Origin of the sequence: Actinoplanes sp. NPDC049599 (assembly GCF_044465625.1) — a bacterium.
GTDB lineage: Bacteria > Actinomycetota > Actinomycetes > Mycobacteriales > Micromonosporaceae > Actinoplanes.
The window spans coordinates 125,163-144,663 of the sequence record NZ_JBITLX010000004.1; the positions used below are offsets into that span (position 1 = coordinate 125,163).

The following is a 19,501-nucleotide window of genomic DNA, read 5'->3' on the forward strand; positions in this document are numbered from 1 at the left end:
TCCCAGACGCCCCAAAGATCCGCTGAACGGGTATCGAGCGCCCCCGGTCCGCCCCGTCTCCACTCCGGACAGTGTTCGGAGTATCACCGCTTCGCCGTGGCAGTCGAATACTCCGGGTAACTACCGTTTGGCTTCGATCACTGCACTGGGGGCGGTAGTAGTGGAAAGCACCGTAACCGAGGTCGTACCGGAAAGCGCCGATCCCTCTCCCGAGGGTCCCGGCCGCGGCGGCCTGGTCGCCGTGCTCCGCGGCCACCTGGACCTGTTCCTCAACGCCGGCTCGCTGATGGCCACCACCGCGATCACCTCGCTGTTCGGCTTCGCGTACTGGTGGCTGGCCGCCCGCAGCGCGCCCGCCGAGGCCGTCGGCCAGGCCTCCGCGGCGGTCTCCGCGATGACGCTGATCGGCACCATCGGCATGTTCGGCATGGGCACCATGCTCATCTCCGACCTGGGTGCGCTGCGCGGCCGCAAATGGGAGCTGATCTCGACCTGCCTGCTGGTGGCCGGCAGCGCCGCCACCCTCGGCGGCCTGGGCTACGTGGCGCTCGCCCACCTGGCCGTCCCCGGCCTGCAGAACGCGCTCGGCAGCACGGCCGCCACCGTGCTGCTGGTCTTCGGCATCGCGCTGAACGCGATGACGCTGGTCCTGGACGAGGCCCTGGTCGGGCTGCTGCAGGGGCCGCTGCAGCTGATGCGCAACGCCTGGTTCTCGGTGGTCAAGCTGGCCCTGCTCGGTTTCCTCGCCGTGCTGCCGCTCACCCTGACCGGCGGCCAACTGCTGCTGACCTGGATCGCCGGCATGGTGCTCTCGGTCGTGATCCTCGGTCGCGCCCTGCGGCGCAAGGGCATGGTCGATTCGGTACGGCCGAGACTGGCGCTGCTCCGCGGCCGGGGCCAGGCGACGTTCGACCACAACCTGCTGAACCTGGCCACCTACCTGCCCCGGGCCGCACTGCCGCTGGTGGTCACCGCGGTGCTGTCGGCCGAGGCGAACGCGTCCTTCTACACCGCGTTCATGGTGCTGTCGTTCCTGGCCATGGTGCCGGGCAACGTGGCGCTGACGCTGTTCGCGGTGGCCAGCGGCGACCGGGCCGCGCTGCGCTCCAAGGTCCGGGTGGGCCTGGCCATCTGCTTCGCCGTCGGGTTCCCGGCCTCGCTGGTCGTGGTCTTCGCCGCCAAACCGATCATGGGCCTGTTCGGCGCGAGCTACGCCGAGTCGGCCGGCACCGCGCTGATGATCCTGGCGCTGACCTACGTGCCGTTCGTCTTCCACCACTTCTTCCTGGCGATCTCCCGGGTGCAGGGCCGGGTCCGCGGGGCCGGCATCTTCTCGGTCTTCGCCGGCGTCGCGGAGCTCGTCGCCGCCTGGTACGGCGGCAGCCGCGGCAGCCTCACCGAACTCGTCGCCTGGGTGGCCCTGGTGATGGCCGTCGAGACGGTGCTCGTCGCGCCGACCGTGCTCCGGGTCGTCTTCGCCCGTCCCCCGCTCGAGGAGAACATCATGTCCAGCACCGGCCTGACCCTGCGCGAGCGCGCCTGGCTGCCGCTCGAGTACATCCGTACCGTCGGCCCGCTGACCGGGGTGACCGCCGAGCGGTTGCGGACCGCCCTGATCGGCCTGCACGCCGCCGACCCGACGCACCGGGCGGTGTCCCGCCTCGACCGCGGTGGCGCCCGGTGGCTGCACCTCGACGCGCCCGCGTTCGCCGCGTACGTGCGGGAGGCGGTCACCGACCTCGGCGACGGGCCGGCCGACTTCGACGCGATGACCCGGGAGCTGCAGGCCGAGCCGCGCGGCCACCACCCGGTGCGGATCCTGGCCGGCGGCGGGTACGTGGCGATGAAGGTGGCGCACGCGTACGGGGACGCGGGCCCGGTGAACACGCTGCTGCGGGAGCTGGTCCGGGCGGCCGGCGAGGAACGGGCCGCAGTGATCGCCCCGTCCGAGCGGAACCGGTGGGCGTTGCCGAAGGCCTGGTGGAAGCAGTTCGGCACCAAGCCGGGCCGGTGGAAGGAGGGGCTCAGCTTCGCGCGGCCCCCGCACCAGCCGGAGTCGCCGATGCGGCCGTGGGCGGCGGGGCTGACCGTGCAGACCGCCCGCTCCGCGCAGGTGCTGGGCCGGATGCGCACCTGGCGCGACGAGCACGCGCCCGGCGTCACCACCTCGGCGATCACCTTCGCGGCCTTCACCGCGGCGCTGCGGGAACTGGGCCTGAACCCGGACCTGTCCGGTGGCACGTTCCTGGCCGACGCCCGCCGCTACCTGGACCAGGACGTCAGCATCGACAGCAACTTCTGCATGGGCCCGTTCCTGAGCCCGGCGAGCCTGACCGACCCGCAGGCCATCCACACGACGCTGAAGGCGGAGCTGGCCACCGGCCGGATCCTGACCATGATGCTGCTGCGCGAGGGCAAGATCGCGGTGACCGGCGCGCCCGGGCTGCCGGACCCGTACCCGGCGCAGGCGCCGATCGAGCCGCGCCCCCGGCTGACCTTCAGCAACCAGGGCCGGCACGACGTGCTCGCCGACCTGCCCTGGGCGGCCGACCCGGCCGGCCGGGTCAACCAGAGCGTGCCGACGCTGAACGGGCCCGAGGGCATCACGCTGACCACGTCCGAGATGGGCGGGGTGCTGCACCTGGAGGCGACGTTCCACGCCTCGACGTACGACCCGGCCGTGGTGGCCCGGGCGCTGGATCTGGTCTGCACCGACCCGGCCGCGCTGATCATGGCGACCCGCTAGGACCTACGCGCCGCGCGTCCTCACTTCTTCGCCGCGGGGGCGGGCAGCACAGCGAACGTCAGCCGGAAAGTCTGCGCCTTCTCGACCGCGTGCCTGCCGCAGGTGTTGTAGCTCAGCGTCGCCTCGACCTGCCGGAACTGCTCCGCGCCGGCGCGCGGTCGCACCGTGAAGGCGGTGTAGTCCAGCCGGCCCGGCCGGAGCTTGGCGCTCTGGGAGAACGACGTGTACGTGCCGGTGTTCTCGGGATAGCCGATCCGGACGTCCTCCCCCGTGACGGTCACCGCCCCGTCGCAGATCTTGCGGCCCGTCGTCCAATAGATGGAGACCCAGGACCGCTCCTCGGCAGGCACCGCGTCGAGCCAGCTGGTGACCGGCTGCGGACCCGGCCCCGCCGCGGTCGCGGGGTTCGTCGTGGCAACTGCGACCAGACCGGTCGCGACCAGGGCCGTGACCGCCGTCGTGGCGATGCGCCGACTCCTCATGTGCACTCCTCAGCAGATGAAACGGCAATATCGCCGACGATATGGCGATTTCGATCACACTGGGGCGATTTGGGGAAAGCCGGAAAGACGAGAAACGCGCGGGGGGCCGGCCGGCCCTCCGCGCGTTTCTTCTTGGATCAGACCGCTCAGCGAGTGGCTACCGGGCTGGTCGGGGTGGTGGTCGGCTGCGGGAAGTTGCCGTTGCCGTTGCCGTTGCCGTTGCCGTTGTTCCCGTTGCCGTGGTTGCCGTTGTTACCGGTCTGGCCACCGGTCTGCCCGCCGGTCTGCCCGCCGGTCTGCCCGCCGGTCTGGCCACCGGTCTGCCCGCCGGTCTGCCCGCCGGTCTGCCCGCCGGTCTGGCCACCGGTCTGCCCGCCGGTCTGGCCGCCGGTCTGGCCGCCGGTGCCGTTGTGGCCGCCGTTGTGGCCGCCGTGGTGACCGCCGTTGTGGCCGCCGTGGTGACCGCCGTTGCCCATGCCGCCGCCGATCGGGCCGCCGCCGCCGATCGGGCCGCCGCCGCCGATCGGGCCGCCGCCGCCGATCGGGCCGCCGTTGCCCGGGCGGAACGCGATGACCGGCAGCGCGATCCCGAACGACTTGTGCATGGTCCGGTCCCGCCGACCACAGGTGTCGTACGCGATCGTGGCGCGCAGCAGCGCCACGCCGGAGCGGTAGAAGCCGGCGTTCACGCGGAACGCGGTGAAGTCGGTGCGTCCCGGGCGCAGCGAGTCGCCCCGCGAGAACGACGTGAAGCGGGCGTTACGCGGGTAGTAGACGTCCACGCGCCGGCCGTTCACCCAGACCCGGGCGTCGCAGATGCGACGGTCGGTCTGCCAGCGGATGCTGACCCAGGAGTCGGTGTTGGCCCGGACCCGCTGCACGAAGTTGGAGACGGGCTGCGGCCCGCGGTGCGCCGCTTCCGCAGCGGTGGGCGCCACCAGCGTCGACACGCCGACCGATGCGACGGCTGCGACCACGAGGGCCCCGATACGCCGAGACTTGTTCATCCCATTTCCTCCGAAACTAGGTCGTTGTCAGGCCGAGGGCTGGCCGGACAAGACTGAGGTTATGGGTGATTTGTCCCTCACTACGACATTTAGGAGCGTTTCGGGCAGTTTCATAGCTTTTTGACCATTACGTGGAGGCCTACTAGGCCTTTCGACCGATGATCAAATGCCTCCGGCACGGTACCGATGATCTCGAAGCCGAGGCTTTGCCACAGGTGCACCGCAACGGTGTTGACCTGCACAACTGCGTTGAACTGAATGCTGTGGTAGCCGCCGCGCCGGGCCCAGTCGACGACGAACTCGCCCAGCGCCCGGCCCACGCCACGCCCACTTGCGTGCGGGTCGACCATGAAGCTCCCGGTGGCCACGTGCGCGCCCCGGCCGGGCCGGTTCGGGCCCATCTTGGCTGTGCCGAGGATCTCGTCGCCCTCCACCGCGACCACGGTCAGGCCGGGCGGCTGCTCCATCCACAGCTCCCGGGCCTCCGCCGAGCCGAGCCCGAGCGGGTACGCGTACGTCTCGCCGGCCGCCACGATCTCCGACCAGAACGGGTAGATCCGGGGCCAGTCCTGCGCGGTCGCCTCTCTGATGTCCATCCGGCGACTCTAGGACGCCTCCCGGACCGGGCTGATCCGGTCGTTGCGCAGGTGCTCGTAGACGACCGAGGTACGCACGTCGGCCACATGGGCGTGCCCGGTCAGCCGGTCGATGACAAAGGCGTAGAGGCTCTCGTTGTCCGGCACCGCCACGTGGATCAGGAAGTCCTCCGAGCCGGTGGTGACGAAGACGCCCAGCGTGTCGGGCAGCGCAGCCGCCCAGTTCCGGAAGGCCTCGATGTTCTGCCGCGACGGCGGGCGGATCCGCACCGCGATCAGCGCCTGCACCGGCCGGCCGATCGCGGCCAGGTCCACGGTCAGGCTGGCGCCCCGGATGACGCCGCGCTCCCGCAGCGACCGGGTGCGGTCCAGGGCCGTGGTCGGCGAGACGCCCACCGCGGCGGCGATGTCGCGGTTGGTCCGCCGTGCATCGATCTGCAACTCCCGCAGCAACGCCGTATCAAGTTCGTCCAGATGCACCATCAGCCCAGCATAGCCGGATTAAGTACGGATTCCTTGCTCTGAATCCGTCCAAGTGCCTACCGTCATGACTCATGAACGGCATTAGTCAGGTGGGCTTCGAGCCCGAGGAGATCCGCACCGACGAGCCCACCCGGTCCGCCCGGCTCAAGTGGGTGATCGTCGTCGACCAGGCGCTGCCGCCCGGCCGCGCCGCCAACGCGGCCATCTGCGTCGCCGCGGCCACCGCCACCGCGGTGACCGGCCTGATCGGCCCGGACGCCAAGGACGCCGACGGGCACACCCACCCCGGCCTGCCCTGGGCCGGCTGCGCGGTGCTGGCCGCGCCCGCCGCCCGGCTGGGCGAGATCCGGGTACGCGCGGCGGAGTCGCTGGGCGTATTCGTCGCGGACATGCCGGTCCAGGGGCAGGCCACCCGGATCTACGACGAGTTCCTGCGGCAGGTGGGCGAGGCGGCCGCCGCGGACCTGGCGTACCACGCGATCAGCCTGGTCGGGCCGCGAAACCGGGTCGACAAGCTGGTGCACCGCCTGGGCCTGATGGCGTGATTTATCCCCGTTCAAATCACCCGGAACCCCTCGACAAGCGACCATAGGGGGCAAGCACGGACGGAGGGAGAGGCATGTCGCTCAGCGCGGCCCATACGGCGGCGTTCCGCCGTGAGGTGCCCCGGGAGGGCCGGGTGTGGTCGATCCGGGACGCCATGGGCCATCCCGCCCCGGCGGACCCGGCCGGCCGGCGCGCGATGCCGTTCTGGTCCAAGGCGTCCCGGGCCGAGCGGGTGGTCGGCGCCGTCGCGGCGTACCGGGACTTCGCCGTGGTGGAGATCCCGGTGGGCGCCTGGCTCGACAGCTGGCTGCCCGGGCTGGAGCGCGACGGCCTGCTGATCGGGGTCAACTGGGCGGGCGCCCGCGCCACCGGTTTCGACCTGGCGCCACCACAGGTCGCCGAGTGGTTCACCAGCCTGCCGTAGCGAGCGGCTCCTGACCACCTCCGGCGGGGCTGTAGCTATAGGCATCGGCACCCCCTATGCTTGCCGAACTGCAAACAAGGGGGTAGCGGTGCGGAGTCTCGAGATTCTTGTCGTCGACGACGACGATGCCGACGCCCTGATGATCTCGGAGGCGCTCGAGGGCGCCGAGCAGCAGACGACGGTCAACCGGGTGGCGGACGGCCGCGAGGCCCTCGACTACCTGCAACGTTCCGCGCCGTACGAGAACGCGCAACGCCCCGACCTGATCCTGCTCGACCTGAACATGCCCCGGATGGACGGCCGCGAGACGCTCGAGGCGATCAAGACCGACGAGCGGCTGAAGACCATCCCGGTGGTCATCCTGACCACCTCGGGCGCGGCGCCGGACATCGCGTCGAGCTACCAGCACCGGGCGAACGCGTACGTGACCAAGCCGTTCGGGCTGGACGAGTTCGAGGCGACGGTCCGTACCATCGACCGCTTCTACCGCGAGGTCGCGCTGCTCCCACCGGGCGACTGACCGCCGGTTACCCCGCATCCGAGCGGGGTACCAACAGGACCATGTCGGACAACACCGCACCCGAAGACCTCGGTGCCCCGCAGTCGTTCCTGGTCCTCGCCGACGGCACGCCGGTCTACGACCGCGCGGGCGACAAGGCCGGCGAGGTCGCGCACGTGCTCTCGGACGACCGCAACGAGATCTTCCAGGGCCTGGTCATCAAGACCGCCGGCGGCCACCGGTACGCCGCGGCACCCCAGATCGACGGCCTCTTCGAGCACGGCGTAATCGTCGCGGTCCCGGCCGCCGAGCTGCCCGAGCCCAGCGAGGAGACGCTGGAGAAGGCCGACGACTCGTTCGGCGACGGGCTGCGCCGGGCGTGGAACTGGCTCATCCAGCCGAAGTGACCCCGCCGGCGGCCACCGGGCCGAGCCGGCCCAGCGCCGCGTTGTCGTGACCAGGCCTCGGGGCCGGGCGCGTCATCCGGCATGTGCTCCAGCAGCGTGTCGGGCCAGTGCTGCAGCCAGGTAACGGCGTCCCGGCGGGGCGCATCGAGGGCCTCGACGCCTACCACGCGTTCCCTGCTCGGCGCCACCCTGATGGCCGCCTTCGGCGACAACGACAAAGCCCTGCTGAGGTACGACACCAGCTCCGCTCTCGTAGCCAGTGCCCAGGAGCGGAGTGCCTGACCGTGGTGGCCGGAAAAATCACCTACAGCCGGTTCGCCTTCGACCTGCTCCCCTTCGTCACGGCCCGGCAGGCGATGCCCTAGCGTCAGGGCGGGAGGTACCGGTGACCGAGAACGAGCTCCGTACCGCGGAACGCCGCCTGCAGGCCGCCCAGCTGGCGTCGGACGTGGCCGCGCTGGACGAACTGCTGGACGACCGGCTGGTCTTCACCGGCCCGGACGGCGCGCTCTACGGCAAGCAGGACGACCTGCGCGTGCACCGCACCGGCACGCAGGTGATCGACGCCCTGCACGAGGACGACCTGACCGTGCTGGTCGCGGGGGAAACCGGGATCACCTGGTTCCTCGGCAGCCTGCGCGGCAGCATCAACGGCAACCCGTTCGAGGCAAGAATGCGCTACACCCGAACATGGGTGCACGACGCCGACCACGGCTGGCGCATCATCGCCGCGCACGCGAGCGTCATCTGAGCACCACCCCGAGAAAGTCGATCAGGTCGGCGCGCCGGCGGAACGGAGTGCGATAAAGCGCCGGCCCGCCGACCCGGATCCGCAAGGCCTCCCGGACAATCCGATGCCACCGCTCGTCGTACGTCTCCAGGGCGTACCGGGCAGCCTCGGTCTTGGAGGTGACCCGCCCGGCGGCGAGCGTGTGCCGCACCCGGGCGGCGCCGAGCACACCCCAGCAGGTGCCCTGGGCACTGAACCCGACCGGCCCCCGAGCGGCGACGTCACGCCAGCGGGTCCAGTACCCGGCAAGGTTGTCCCGCGTGGCGACGGCGAGCGCCGGCCAGTCGGTGTGCACGCCGAGCTCACCCACGGCCGGCCCGCGAACCGCGACACCACTCTGAGCGAGCACGTGCCAGGTGACAAGATTCCGCTCAAAAGCGGACGAGGGCTGAACGCGCCACTCGTGGACGGCCGGCCCGAGCGGCCGGGCGGAGGGAGGTCGTCGCAGGTCGCCGGGCTCGACGTAGAGGCCGTCGAAGCAGGTGCGGCCGTGCACCCGCCGGAGGCCGGCGTGAATGACTTCAAGCGCGCGGAGATCGGGCGGACCGGAGACAACAGCGACAAAATCGATGTCACTGGTGCCGGGGCGGTAGTCGCCGAGGGCGATCGAGCCTTGAAGGTAGAGGCCCTGCACAAGTCCGGGCGCGTGGCGGTCAGCAAGCTCAAGATAGGTCGCGCACGTCTCCTCAACACTCACCCGCGCCACGGTAGCGAGCGTGAGCACGTGCTTCATCGCAGGTTCTTGGAGTCCATAGTGGTGCTTTCTGCCGCGGGGTGGCCCCGGTGCTCGGTCAATGCTGCTGGGGTCCTGGGTGGCGGAAGCGGTGAGGGTCGTGGCGGCGCTGGGTTTGCCGGCCGGGCGTTGGGGTTCGTCGCGCTCCACATGCGACTCTGGGCGCCAGCGGGCGGCATTGGGGAGCTCATCCTGGTGATCGCGACGGTCGGCAGGAAACGACGCGGGTGGATCGGAATCGACCGATAGGGGTGCCGGCAGCCGCCGCGGGCGTGCGGGCACCGCGAGCGCGCGGGCACCGCCAGCGCGCGGGCACGGCGAGCAACCGGGCGACACCGCGAGCATGCGGGCACCGCCAGCGCGCGGGCACGGCGAGCAACCGGGCGAGCAACCGGGCACCGCGAGCATGCGGGCGGCACCGCGACCGGGCAGGCGCGCAGGCGGATGGCGTCGAGTGCCGGCATGGTCGTGAGTCCTGGCAGCACCGGGCAGCACCGGGCTGCACCGGGCTGCACCGGGCGAGAACTGGCCAGGCCGGAGCGGACCGGACGAGGCGGACCAGACGAGGCGGACCAGACTGGCCGTGAGCGGACCGGGCGGAGCACCCAAGCGGCAGCACACCGGGCGCGAGTGCGGACCGAATGCATCCTGCAGGGCCGAACCTACGCCGGGCCGGGCCGGCCGAACTACGCCGGGCCCGGCGGCGAGGCGGGCCTGGTTCGAGCGGCGGAAGCGGGCCGAACTGCACCGCGCAAGGGCTCGCCGGACTGCTCCGGATGGAAGCGCGGCCGAGCGGACCGGCGAAGCGGACCGGCGGAGCGGACCGGCCGAGCCAGGTCAAGCCCGGACGCACTTGGCGGGACCGACTGCGCCAGGTGGGATGGGACTGCGCCGGGCGAGACCAAACCCGGCGATACCTACCCGGACATACCACCCAGGCCGACACCAATCAGGCCGACACCAATCAGGCCTAGACCAATCAGGCCGAGATCGACCAGGCCGAGATCGACCAGGCCGGGATCAACCCCTGCGGATCAACCGCGCAGACCAACCCAGCACGCCAAACAGGGCGTGGACCAAATAGGGCGTGGACCAAGTAGGGCGGGACCCACTCGGGCAGACCAACCCGGGCGAGAAGTGCACCGGCGAGGCCGCCGCCGCCCACGAACTGCCGCACAACAGGAGCGCGCCGGGCGAGAAGCGCGGCACGACGGAGCCGGGGTGGGGTTGGGTGACGGGTCAGCCCGGTGGTGGATCGCCGGGCTGGACCGATGCCCCAGCCGGCCCACTGAGGTGTCCGGCGCTGTGTTGCGGTTGAGGTCGCCGCTGCGCGTAACGGAAAAATGGTTTTATCCTGCGGTTTCCAGGCCGGAGTCGTTGCAGATTTCTACCAGTTCGGCCGCTGCGGCGCTTACTGCGGCTATTGCGTCTGGTTCGGTGTTTTTGTTGTGGGCCGCTACCGCGTCGGTGTAGGCCGTTGACAGGCGTGCGGCCGCGTCGGCTACCGGGGCGTCGGCGGTGGCGGCCGCGTTGGTGATGTCGGTGATGATGCCTGGGTTCATCAGTGTGGCTTCGCGGACTGCGCGGATCGCCTTGCCGCAGGCGATTGCGCCCGGTGGGTCGTCGGCCGAGGTGGCCGGTGCGGCGCTCAGGGCCGCGGTTGGTGGCTGCTGGGTCGCGGGGTCGGAACAGCCTGTCAGTAGGGCCGCGGTGAGCAAGGCGACGAGCAACGTAGCAGAAGGTGAGCGCAGCATCGACACAGCGTAAGTGTGTCGGATCGGAAACGGCGCGCGGGCCGGTCGGGAAGCGACCGGCCCGCGTGAGTGCGGTGACTGAGAGCGCTCAGATGGCGCTGCCCTTTTTGTACTCTTCCCAGCTCATGTTCCAGTCGGTCCAGCCGTTGCCGTTCTTCAGCTTCTCCTCGGTGCCGCTGACCGTGATCGGGTCGCCGAGCATGGTGCGGGAGAAGAGCCACTTGCCGTTTGCCATGGAGACGTTGACGCAGCCGTGCGAGACGTTGGTGCGGCCCTGGACGCCCTCGGACCATGGGGCGGCGTGGATGAACTGGCCGCTCCAGGTGATGCGCTGGGCGTAGTCGATTTTGGTGCGGTAGCCCTCGCCCTCGGGGAGCTCGTTCGTCGTGTCGAAGACGGTGTGTTCTTTCTTTTCGATCACGACCATCGTGCCGCTCGACGAGGGGGTCTTCTTCTTGCCGAGGCTGACCGGGATGGTCTTGACGACCTTGCCGTCCTGCTTGACGGTCATCTTCTTGGTTTTGTTGGAGACCGTCATCACGAGCGAGCGGCCGACCTTGAGGTCCACCGTCAGGTCGGAGCGGCCGTACCAGCCGTCGCCCATCGGCACGCCGGCGAGCTGCACCTTGTAGAAGATCTTGGTGTAGGCCTTCCAGTACGTCTTCGGGCGGTAGTGCACCTCGGTCGGGCTGGTCCAGTGCCAGATGCCCTCCTGGGCCGGCGACGCCGTCACCGTCAGGCGGCGCTGGACGTCGTCGCGGTAGTCCTCCGGGACCGAGCGGCCGAACCTGACGATCATCGGCATGCCGACGCCGACGGTCTGGCCGTCGCCGAGGAAGCTCGTCACCCGGACCAGCTTCGACGGCTTCTTCATGACCGTGAACGTGCTGGTCGTGGAGCCGCCCTTGTCGCCGGAGGGGGTGCCGTTGACCGTCACCGTGTAGGTCTTGCCCCAGCCGAGCGCCTTGGCGGGGGTGAAGACCTTCTTGTCCTTGTCGAGGGTGCCCTTGACCTCGGCGCCCTCGGCGTCCTTCACCTCGACGGAGGTGTTCTCGGCGTCCTCGGTGTCGTAGGTGATCTCGGTGGCCGCGGCCACGTCCTTGGCGTCGGCGGCCGGTGAGGTCACCGCCACCGTGCTCAGCGTGGGCTCGGGCGAGGGAGCACCGGAAGCTGCCGAGCCGTCACCCGGGGCGCCGCCCTGCCAGGAGGGCTTGTCGGCGTCGTCGCCGCTGCAACCGGCAGTGACCAGCACGGTCGCGGCCGCCAGAGCCGCCACGACGACCCGCCAGGGCCGTCGCCCGGCCCGGCCGGTCGGTCGGAGCGCGTCCGCGCTCGTCGACCGTTCTCCACGAAGTCCCATGATCCCTCTCACCGCGCTGTCGTCCCGGCGCCCATCTTCCTCCATGGATGCCGGGCCACCAATCCCGGTTTCGTGCCACGGCCCCCGGAGGGTGGGGTCGCGGCCAGGGTTCAAGCAGCCGAACCCACTTTACGCTTCAACTTCAGGCACCGCCCTGAGCTGCCAACTCGGCCGGCACCGGCAGCGCGCTGCCCTTGATGAACTCCTTCCAGCTCACGTCCCAGGCCGTCCAGCCGTTGCCGGCGGCCAGCTTGTCCCCAGTACCCCGAACGGTGATGGGATCACCGATCAGCGTCTTGTCGAACAGCCAGCGAGCGTTCGACGGGGACACATTGACACAGCCGTGTGACACATTTCGGCGACCCTGCGCGCCGACCGACCACGGGGCGGAGTGGATGTACTGACCGCTCCAGGTGATGCGCTGGGCGTACTCGATCTCGGTGCGGTAGCCCTCGTCCGGGCCGAGCTCGGCGGTGGTGTCAAAGACGGTGGCCGCCTTCTTCTCCATGACGACCATGGTGCCGCTGGAGGAGGGGGTGCTCTTCTTGCCGAGGCTGACCGGCAGCGTGCGGACGGTCTTGCCGTCCTGCACCACGGTCATCTTCTTGGTCTTGTTGTCGACCTTCATGACGAAGCTGCGGCCGATCTTGGCGGTCGCGCCGCGGTCCTGGTCGCCGTACCGGCCGCCACCGGTCGGCAGGCCGCCGACGGCGATGCGGACGGCGAGCTCGGTGCCGGACTTCCAGAACTCCGGGGCCCGGTAGTAGGCCTGGGTGCCGCTCGAGGTCCACGACCAGGTGCCGGGCTGCGCGGGCGAGGTCTTGACGAACATCCGCTTCTGGACGGCGGCCCGGTCCTTCTTCTTGATGCCGGGGTTGAACTCGACCACGACCGGCATGGCAACGCCGTAGGTCCGGTCGTCGAAGAGGTACAGGCCGGTGCCCGTCTCCCGGGACGGCTTGCCCATGGTGGTGAAGGAGGTGCTGGCGGTCTTGGTGCCGCCGGCGGCGTCGACCGCGGTGACCGTGGCCTCGTACTTCTTGCTGGTCTTCAGGGGCTTGTTCGGCACCCAGGCCGAGCCGTCCTCGCGGAGCGACCCGGAAACCGACTTACCGGAAGAATCCTTCAGTGCGACGCTGGTCACCTTGCCGCCGGAGACCGTGAAGCCGATCTCGGCGCTGACCGGTACGCCCTTCTTGCCGGTGGCGGGAGTCACACTGAGCGAGACAGCGGAGGCGCCGCCGGTCTGGCCGGACTCGGTGACACCGGACTCGGGCACGCCGCCGGAGGGAGCGGTGGAGGGCGCAGCACCGACCCAGGCAGCTTGGGCCGGCTTGTCCTCATCACCGCTGCAACCAGCCAGCGCCAGCGGCGTGACCACCACCAACGCCACAATTGCCACGAGCGAGCGTCGCATGCCGACCATCCTTGATCCTCGATCCCACGTTCCGCGGGGCACATCCTGCCTTACCCGCGCAACGCAGGGGGTCCTCCCGACGGTGGGACTCGCCAAGACGATCATGCGGGAGGGCCGATTTCAGGCTCCCGGGATCACCGTGTTAATGTTTCTGCGTTGTCAGCGAGCGCCGCTAGCTCAACTGGCAGAGCAGCGGACTCTTAATCCGCGGGTTGTAGGTTCAAGTCCTACGCGGCGCACCAAGCATCACCAGGGCGTATAGCTTATCGGCTATGCGCCCTTGATCTTTGTGAGACGTCGGTGAGGCCCACAGCTGCGGACCTCACCGACGGCATGAGATCGAGGTTCAGGAGCACTTCGGCCAGCAGCCGCCGGCATCCTGGTACGGGTTGGGCAGATCGCCGCGGATCTCGGGTTGAGCCTTGGTGACGCGAAGCGGATCGACGAGCAGGAACGTCTGGTTCAGTTCGTCGTCGATGAGGGCGATGGTGGAACGGTCGCGTGGGTACTGCGGGTTGTCGTTGCCGGGCGCGGCCCAGTTCTCGACGACGGTGATCGCCGCACCCCGGACCCGCAGCTTCTGCTCCACCACATCCATGCTGACGAAGGTGGTGTTGTCCGCGTCCGGGTTCGTGTACGAGTTGTTGGTGTAGTCGTAGTCGACGAGCTGGCAGTTGTCGCCGCCGGCGTCGCACTGCTCGACCGCGTAACCGGTCGACGCGGAGCCGTCCGAGTGCTCGGTTTCCACAACGGTCACATGGGTCTCGCTGGTGACGTTGCCGTCCTTGTCACGTTCGAAGATGACGGCATCCGTCGTGCGCGTCGAGCTGCCGTCGGGGCTGGTGCGCTCGGTGACATAGGTGACTGAATCGACAGTGCCGTCGGGGTTCCAGGCCACCTCGCGGGAACTGTCCACCGTGACGTCGCCGTCCTTGGAAAGCGGCTGGTGTTGCGTCTCGGTCGACTGACCCGGTGAACCGTCCGGGTTGGTCGACGAGGTGCGGTGGTCGCCGGGGAGCCCGCCCTCGGTGGAGGTGACCGTCCGGGTCGCCCCGTCGTTGAAGATCGTCTCCGACCCGGTGCCGCCGACGGCCCGCACCGACTTGACCCCGCCGTGCTCGGCCCCGGGGATGGTCACGCCGCCCGCTCCCAAATAGCCCACAAGGCTGGCGTCCATCCCGCCGATCCGCATCCCGGCAGGGGCCTCAGGCGTGCCCACCTCGCCCAGGCCCATCGTCAAGCCGTCGCGGGAAAGGTTGATCCCGGCCGCCTTGACAGCGTCCCCGTCGATGCCGGCCCTGGTCAGCGAATCAGCCCGGTCATGCAGCGGGAACGCGCCGAGCGGATCGGTTCCGCCCTTCGCGATCGCGGCAATGATGTCCGCGGGGAACGCGATGAACACGCCCCGGCCGGCCTCGAACGAGGGCAGTTGGCGAATCAGACCCAGTTCGAGAACAGGGGTGAGCGACGGTCGGCTCTTCGGATCGTGCGGGTCGGTGCCGGCCATGATCTCGTCTGCGTCGCATGCCCCGTCACCGTCCGAGTCGCGCACCGCCCAGGCGACGTAACAGCCGGTCGAGTCGCACAGGCGCATCACCGTGTGAATTCGATCGCGGTCAGGAGCGGCCTCGGCCGGCCGGGCCACCACGAGGATTGGCATTATCGCGGCGAGTGCGCCGACGGCGAAACGGCGGAGTTTGATCACCGAGCCAATGTGACAGGACCGCAAGCCAGACCGCTACCGACTGTCAAGCAGTCGACAACCCTCTGATGCTCGTCCTGGCCCTGGTTCACGCAGTCGCACAACGATGGCGTCTGCGTACCTTTCGAAGACGGTCGTCACGATGACCGGGTCCCGGCACGGCGAGAACACCCTTGCGGCCACGGCACGGATGCCTCCCCGCGCCATGGTCAGCGGCATCGGACAAGCCCTCTACCCGCAAGAGAGCGGCAAGATCACAGTAGCCACGACCCGCCATTCGGCAGATAAATGCGCCGGTGAGGCCAGCGTTCTGGTCGTGGGCCGCATCAAGGCGTCGAGGGCCACCCACCGGGTAAGCGTCCGGCCGGCGCCCAGTGTGATCGATGCATGATCGACCGTCCGGTGCGTTACTCACGCGAGGCGCCAGGCGCAGGTCCTAGCACCAGGTGATGGCGTACTGCTGATGATCCCGCGCTACCCGACAACTTGATCCATGCGTGATCGACGGTCCTGGCGTGGGTTAACCCTGCCCGGCACTGGTAGACAGAAGCCCGCGCCTGGCGACGCCACGAAGCCGTAAACTCCGGTACAGAACGGCACAGCAACGTACCGGGCGGCACGGCCATCAGTGGACTCTTAATCCGCGGGTTGTAGGTTCAAGTCCTACGCGGCGCACAGTTGATAAAAGGCTCTGATCAGACAATATCCGTCTGATCAGAGCCTTTTCTTGTCCCCGCCCGCTTTCGCCCCGGTCCGGGCCGGGGCTCAGCGGCCGCCCGCGATCTCGATCACCTGCCCGATCCCGTTCGGGTAGAGGATCCGTGCACCGGGGCCGTGCCCGGCCAGGTCGGTGACGAAGGCTGTCGGGGCGGCGCTGCCGCCCGGTGCGCCCGATGCCCCGGAGAGGCTGGTGCTGGTCCAGCCGGTCGGACGGACAGCCAGCTCGTGGATGGATCCGGACACGGTCCGGTAGACGACCCGACCCACGCTGCCCTGCCCGGGGAAGGCCGTGGCGTAGCCATGGACGGGTGCGCCCGGCGCCGCGGCCGGCGCGCCGATCAGGGTGGTCAGGTTCGCAGTGCTCCAGTAGCCGGTCCTTCCGACGACCAGTTCCTGCAGGTGCCCGGTTCCGGTGCGGTAGACGATGCGCGCGGCCTGCCCCTGCCCGGCGAAGTCGGTGACATAGCCGAACGGCGCCCCGGCTGCGGGCGGGGCCTTGGTGATCTGGCTCAGGTCGGCGGTGAACCAGCGGTTGAGCCGGCCGTAGGTCAGTTCCTGCACGTGGCCCGCCGTGGTCTGGTAGACCACGCGGGCGGATGGGGTGTCACCGGGCAGGTGGGCGGTGAACGCGTACGGGATGCCGGCTGCCTGCGGCGCCCCGGTCGCTGCCGTCAGGTCGGTGCTGCGCCAGCCGCCGGCCGCGGTGCTGATGCTCAGCTCCTGGATCCGGTTCGCAGAGGTCCGGTAGACGACCCGAGCGACCTGCCCCTGCCCGTCGAGCCGGGTGGTGTAGCCGAACGGTGCGCTGGCGGCGGCCGGCGCGCCGGTCAGCGCGGTGAGGTCGGCGTGGTGCCAGCCGTTGTGGGTGACGCTGAGCTCGTGGATGTGGTTGTCGTAGCCGCGGTAGACGACCCGGCCGGCCGGGCTCTCGCCGCTGATCTCGGTACGGAAGCCGTAGATGTGCGGGTCGCCGGGCGGCGGTGACTTGGTCAGCGCGGTGAGGTCGGTGCTGCGCCAGCCGCCGGGGCCGACGGTGAGCTCCTGGATGTGCCCCGTGGTGGTGAAGTAGACGACCCGGCCGCCCTCGCTGCTCTCTCCCGCCAGCCGGGTGGTGAAGCCCCACTGCGGGCCGTGCGCGACGGGCGCGCCGATGAACGTGCTGAGGTTCGCGTAGCTCCAGCCGGTTGCCGCGGCGACCGGTGCCGTGGGCGGCAGCAGGGCGGCGCTCAGCCCGAGCGCTGCCGCCGCCACGAGCGTGCCCCTGGTGGCGCCGGCCCTCTCCTTGATGATCATGCTTCCCCCTGATGACGTGACGTGGACGTGCTGTCCGGGCTCAGATTGGCCGCTCGACGGGCACCGACACCTCCCCGAAAATGGGGGGATTTGCGCGTTATGCGCAGACGGGGGTGGCATGATCGCGCCGTGCCTGACCGCCCCGCCCCGGTGACCGGTCATGCCGTCCCGGTGGCGCTGCTCGCGACCGGGCTGCTGCTGACCGCCCTGGACGCGGTGCTGATCGTCCGATGGGGAACCCGGGGGCTCTGGTACAGCGCCGGCGAGCTGATCCAGATGCTGGCCTGGCTGCTCACCGGCTACCTCGCCACCCGACTGCGTCCGCACGCACCGATCGGCCGGCTGATGCTCGCCCTGGGCGTGGTGCTGGCCGGCAACTCCCCCGGCGGTCTCGGACTCGCGGACGGCACCCCGGCGCTCGGGCTGCTCCAGGTGATCGCGCCGCTGTTCTTCGGCCTGCAACTGCCGCTGGGCGCGCACACCCTGCTCACCTACCCGGTCGGCCGGCTCCGGGACCGGCCGGTACGCGTCTACCTGGCCGTCGCCTACCCGGTGAGCCTCGCCATCGGCGTGATCTTCGCGTGCCGCCCGTCATGGCTGCCGCTGGCCCTCCAGCTGAACGGCGTGATCTCGGTGCTCGCGGTGCTGGTCGGCATGGTCATCTTCGCGCGCCGGGTCCGCCGGTCCGGCCCGCGGGAACGCCGGGTGCTGCTGCTGCCCGTACTGGGGATCGGGCTGTTCGGGCTGGTCTTCGCGCTGTGGCAGCTGAAGGTGGTGCTCTTCCACGCCGCCGGCCTGCTGATCCCGGTGCCGATGGTCGAGTTCACCCAGGCGGTCAGCGTCATCGGGGTGCCCGTCACGTTCGTGGCCGGGCTGGCCCGGCAACGGTGGGACGAGGCGGCCGTCGCCCACCTGGTGCGCGAGCTGGCGGGCACTCCCGTGGCCGGGCTGCGGCCCGCACTCGCCCGCACCCTCGGTGACCCGCTCGCCGAGTTCGGACTCGCGGACGGCGACGGCTTCCGCGCCGCCGACGGCATCCGCCTCACCCTGCCCGGCCGCGATGCGGGCGGCGACCCGGCGGCCGGCGAACGGACCGCGACGCTGATCGGCGATCCGGACGCCCCGCAAGCGGTGATCATCCACGACCGCAGCCTGCGGCAGGAGCCGACGCTGCTCGAGGCAGTCGCCGAGGCGGTCCGGTTCGTGCTGGAGAACGCGCGGCTGCAGGCCGAGCTGCGCGGCCGGCTGCTGGAGGCCCGGGAAACGAGCGCCCGCCTGGTCGCCGCCCAGGACACCGCCCGGCGACGGCTGGAGCGGGACCTGCACGACGGCGCGCAGCAGCAGATGCTGGCCGCCGGGCTCGCCGTCCAGCTGTTGCGGCGCCGGCTCGAGGGCGCGGACGACAGCACGCTCGCGCTGCTGGAGGAGACGCAGGGAGCGCTGCGCACCGCGCTGGCCGAGATGCGCCAGCTGGCCCGTGGCATCCATCCGGCCGTGCTGACCAGCGACGGCCTTTCCGCGGCCCTCGACCAGCTGTCCCGGCGCTGCCCGGTGCCGGCCCGGGTGGTGCTGACGGAACCGGTCCCCCGGCTGCCCGCAGCCGTGGAGGCGACCGCCTACTTCGTCGCCTGTGAGGCCCTGGCCAACGTCGTCAAGCACGCGGACGCCACCCGGGTGACCTTGACGGTGACCGCGGCCGGCGGGCACCTCCGGCTGACCGTCGCCGACGACGGACGCGGCGGCGCCACCACCGGGCCCGGCGTCACCGGCCTGCGTGACCGGACGGCGGCGCTCGGCGGCGAACTCTCCCTGCACAGTCCGCCGGGTGGCGGCACCCGGCTGCGGATGGAGTTGCCGTGCGGCTGATCGTCGCCGACGATCACCCGGTCTTCCGGGCGGGGCTGTGCGCGCTGCTCACCGACCTGGGACACGAGGTGGTCGCGACCGTCGGGCACGGCGACGCGGTGCGCACCCTCGTCGCCCGGCACCGGCCGGACGCGGTGGTCCTGGACATCCGGATGCCGCCCACCTACACCGACGAGGGCCTGCGGGCCGCCGCCGACGTGCGGCGCCGACATCCGGCGGTCGCCGTGCTGGTGCTCTCCGAGTACGCCGAGCCGGCGTACGCGCAGCGGCTCCTCGACGGCGAGCGCCGGGCGGGCTACCTGCTCAAGCAGACCGTGCTGGACGCGTCGGTGCTGGACGAGGCGCTGCGGCGGATCGGCGACGGCGGAGTGGTGGTGGATCCCGTGCTGGTCGGCGAGCTCGTCCGTACCCCCGGCACCGCTCTCGAAGGGCTGACCGGCCGGGAGCGTGACGTGCTCGCCCTGCTCGCGCAGGGATATTCCGACCGGGGCATCGCGGAACGCATGCACATCGGCATGACCACCGTCGCCACCCACACCAAGAGCCTCTTCCGCAAGCTGGACCTGCCCACCGACCCGGGCAGCAACCGCCGGGTCTCCGCCGCCCTGCGCTACCTGGGCGGCGCCGGGCGCTGACCGTCGCGAAGGGCCGGACAGGCGGATGCCCGGGTCCGTGA

General features: G+C 70.5%; 18 protein-coding genes and 1 tRNA gene. 9 read left to right on the top strand and 10 right to left on the bottom strand.

Annotation, left to right across the window (positions count from 1 at the left end; all coding sequences use genetic code 11):
* Positions 1-160 precede the first annotated feature (160 nt).
* A complete protein-coding gene (locus tag ACIBQZ_RS09570; protein WP_396088075.1) occupies positions 161-2,746 on the top strand; it encodes a lipopolysaccharide biosynthesis protein in 2,586 nt (861 codons plus the stop codon).
* A 20-nt stretch (positions 2,747-2,766) separates the two neighbouring features.
* Here ACIBQZ_RS09570 and ACIBQZ_RS09575 read toward each other — a convergent pair whose 3' ends face one another.
* The 4 genes from ACIBQZ_RS09575 to ACIBQZ_RS09590 form a co-directional block, all read right to left on the bottom strand.
* Positions 2,767-3,228 carry a hypothetical protein gene (locus ACIBQZ_RS09575; protein WP_396088076.1) on the bottom strand — a complete coding sequence of 154 codons (462 nt, stop codon included), beginning with the start codon at positions 3,226-3,228 and terminating at the stop codon, positions 2,767-2,769.
* 146 nt (positions 3,229-3,374) lie between these two features.
* Complete coding sequence (locus ACIBQZ_RS09580; RefSeq protein ID WP_396088078.1) at positions 3,375-4,235, bottom strand: hypothetical protein; 861 nt, start codon at positions 4,233-4,235, stop codon at positions 3,375-3,377.
* 110 nt (positions 4,236-4,345) lie between these two features.
* Complete coding sequence (locus ACIBQZ_RS09585; RefSeq protein WP_396088079.1) at positions 4,346-4,831, bottom strand: GNAT family N-acetyltransferase; 486 nt, start codon at positions 4,829-4,831, stop codon at positions 4,346-4,348.
* A 9-nt stretch (positions 4,832-4,840) separates the two neighbouring features.
* Complete coding sequence (locus ACIBQZ_RS09590) at positions 4,841-5,314, bottom strand: Lrp/AsnC family transcriptional regulator (protein ID WP_396088080.1); 474 nt, start codon at positions 5,312-5,314, stop codon at positions 4,841-4,843.
* A gap of 71 nt (positions 5,315-5,385) precedes the next feature.
* On the opposite strand from ACIBQZ_RS09590, the gene ACIBQZ_RS09595 reads away from it, so the two are divergent.
* The 5 genes from ACIBQZ_RS09595 (at position 5,386) to ACIBQZ_RS09615 (ending at position 7,941) form a co-directional block, all read left to right on the top strand.
* Positions 5,386-5,859, top strand: coding sequence for a DUF2000 domain-containing protein (locus tag ACIBQZ_RS09595; protein ID WP_396088081.1), 474 nt, complete (start codon positions 5,386-5,388; stop codon positions 5,857-5,859).
* A 74-nt stretch (positions 5,860-5,933) separates the two neighbouring features.
* Positions 5,934-6,284, top strand: coding sequence for a DUF2750 domain-containing protein (locus tag ACIBQZ_RS09600; RefSeq protein ID WP_396088082.1), 351 nt, complete (start codon positions 5,934-5,936; stop codon positions 6,282-6,284).
* An 88-nt stretch (positions 6,285-6,372) separates the two neighbouring features.
* Positions 6,373-6,804 carry a response regulator gene (locus ACIBQZ_RS09605; RefSeq protein WP_396088083.1) on the top strand — a complete coding sequence of 144 codons (432 nt, stop codon included), beginning with the start codon at positions 6,373-6,375 and terminating at the stop codon, positions 6,802-6,804.
* 41 nt (positions 6,805-6,845) lie between these two features.
* Positions 6,846-7,190, top strand: coding sequence for a hypothetical protein (locus ACIBQZ_RS09610; protein ID WP_396088084.1), 345 nt, complete (start codon positions 6,846-6,848; stop codon positions 7,188-7,190).
* Between the two features lie 385 nt (positions 7,191-7,575).
* The gene (locus ACIBQZ_RS09615; RefSeq protein ID WP_396088085.1) at positions 7,576-7,941 is read left to right on the top strand and encodes a nuclear transport factor 2 family protein; all 366 of its coding nucleotides are present in this window, start codon (positions 7,576-7,578) and stop codon (positions 7,939-7,941) included.
* Here the strand turns inward: ACIBQZ_RS09615 and ACIBQZ_RS09620 are convergent.
* From ACIBQZ_RS09620 to ACIBQZ_RS09635, 4 genes are all read right to left on the bottom strand, one after another.
* On the bottom strand, positions 7,934-9,058 hold the full coding sequence (locus ACIBQZ_RS09620) for an aminoglycoside adenylyltransferase domain-containing protein (RefSeq protein ID WP_396088086.1): 1,125 nt from the start codon (positions 9,056-9,058) through the stop codon (positions 7,934-7,936). The two genes, ACIBQZ_RS09615 and ACIBQZ_RS09620, sit on opposite strands and share 8 nt — an antisense overlap.
* A 1,004-nt stretch (positions 9,059-10,062) precedes the next feature.
* Positions 10,063-10,467, bottom strand: coding sequence for a hypothetical protein (locus ACIBQZ_RS09625; RefSeq protein WP_396088389.1), 405 nt, complete (start codon positions 10,465-10,467; stop codon positions 10,063-10,065).
* A gap of 88 nt (positions 10,468-10,555) precedes the next feature.
* On the bottom strand, positions 10,556-11,827 hold the full coding sequence (locus tag ACIBQZ_RS09630) for an Ig-like domain-containing protein (RefSeq protein ID WP_396088087.1): 1,272 nt from the start codon (positions 11,825-11,827) through the stop codon (positions 10,556-10,558).
* 142 nt (positions 11,828-11,969) lie between these two features.
* The gene (locus ACIBQZ_RS09635; RefSeq protein WP_396088088.1) at positions 11,970-13,253 is read right to left on the bottom strand and encodes an Ig-like domain-containing protein; all 1,284 of its coding nucleotides are present in this window, start codon (positions 13,251-13,253) and stop codon (positions 11,970-11,972) included.
* A 157-nt stretch (positions 13,254-13,410) separates the two neighbouring features.
* On the opposite strand from ACIBQZ_RS09635, the gene ACIBQZ_RS09640 reads away from it, so the two are divergent.
* Positions 13,411-13,486 (top strand) — tRNA-Lys (locus ACIBQZ_RS09640).
* Between the two features lie 104 nt (positions 13,487-13,590).
* Here ACIBQZ_RS09640 and ACIBQZ_RS09645 read toward each other — a convergent pair.
* A complete protein-coding gene (locus tag ACIBQZ_RS09645; RefSeq protein WP_396088089.1) occupies positions 13,591-14,949 on the bottom strand; it encodes a thrombospondin type 3 repeat-containing protein in 1,359 nt (452 codons plus the stop codon).
* 762 nt (positions 14,950-15,711) lie between these two features.
* Entirely contained in the window at positions 15,712-16,959 is a 1,248-nt protein-coding gene (locus ACIBQZ_RS09650) for a hypothetical protein (RefSeq protein WP_396088090.1), read from the bottom strand.
* A gap of 129 nt (positions 16,960-17,088) precedes the next feature.
* Between ACIBQZ_RS09650 and ACIBQZ_RS09655 the strand changes: the two genes are divergently transcribed.
* Together ACIBQZ_RS09655 and ACIBQZ_RS09660 are read left to right on the top strand one after the other, a co-directional pair.
* Positions 17,089-18,825, top strand: coding sequence for a sensor histidine kinase (locus tag ACIBQZ_RS09655; protein WP_396088091.1), 1,737 nt, complete (start codon positions 17,089-17,091; stop codon positions 18,823-18,825).
* Positions 18,816-19,460 (top strand): response regulator, encoded by a 645-nt coding sequence (locus tag ACIBQZ_RS09660; RefSeq protein WP_396088092.1) that lies wholly within the window; start codon positions 18,816-18,818, stop codon positions 19,458-19,460. Before ACIBQZ_RS09655 ends, ACIBQZ_RS09660 begins: the two co-directional genes overlap by 10 nt.
* Positions 19,461-19,501: the final 41 nt, after the last annotated feature.